We start from the raw sequence: 800 nt of genomic DNA, 5'->3' as shown, positions 1-800 counted from the left end.
TTCACTAAAGACACACAAGCCAGTACAACGCTAGTGCTTGAAGACTCAGTAATAAATGCAGCAGAAGACGACGCGGTAAGCGTAAGTGGTAAAGTTGATGACGTAGAATCAACAAACAGCATTACCGTAACCTTTACAGATAAAGACGGTAAAAAAGTAACCGTTGATAATGTAACCATAAATGCCGATGGCACATGGGAAGTAAGTGACGAAGATATAAGCTCACTTGCAGATGGAGACGTAACAGTAAGTGTTAGCGTATTTGATAACGCCGGTAATGAAGCGGTAAATACCGCAACACTAACCAAAGACACCAACGCCAATGTAACCGTTGAAATACAAGATACAGCCGATAACGTTATTAACGGCAATGGCGAAAGCTCAGCTGTAACAATTACAGGCACAGCGGTTGGTGTAGAAGATGGTCGTACGGTAACAGTAACAGTAACCGATGGCACAACAACTAAAACCTTTACTGCAACAGTGACTGGTGAAGCGTATACAATTACAGATGAAGATTTATCAGCCTTTAACGATGGTGAAATTACAGCCACAGCCACAGTAAGCGACTTAGCTGGCAATACAGCAACCAGCCAAGATACCGCAATTATTGACCAAACAGCCGTTACCAGCATTATTGCAGCAACCGGTGGCGACAACGTTATTAATAGCGCAGAGCAATCAAGCGTGGTAGTAAACGGTGTAATAGAAGAAGCCGATACAAACCAAACCGCGACAGTCACCTTTACAGATAGCAATAACGACACAGTTGTAGTTACTGGCGTATCAATTAACGCAGC

Annotated in this window: 1 protein-coding gene; it reads left to right on the top strand. The window is 43.1% G+C overall.

Annotation, left to right across the window (positions count from 1 at the left end; translation table 11 throughout):
• A partial coding sequence (locus GQR56_RS21270; protein WP_166115376.1) for a hypothetical protein occupies positions 1–800 on the top strand: 800 nt, incomplete at both ends.

The sequence above is a fragment of the Pseudoalteromonas sp. Z9A5 genome, from assembly GCF_011378875.1.
GTDB lineage: Bacteria > Pseudomonadota > Gammaproteobacteria > Enterobacterales > Alteromonadaceae > Pseudoalteromonas.
The sequence above is the reverse complement of the archived record's forward strand: the minus strand, read 5'-3'. Positions and strand labels throughout refer to the sequence as shown.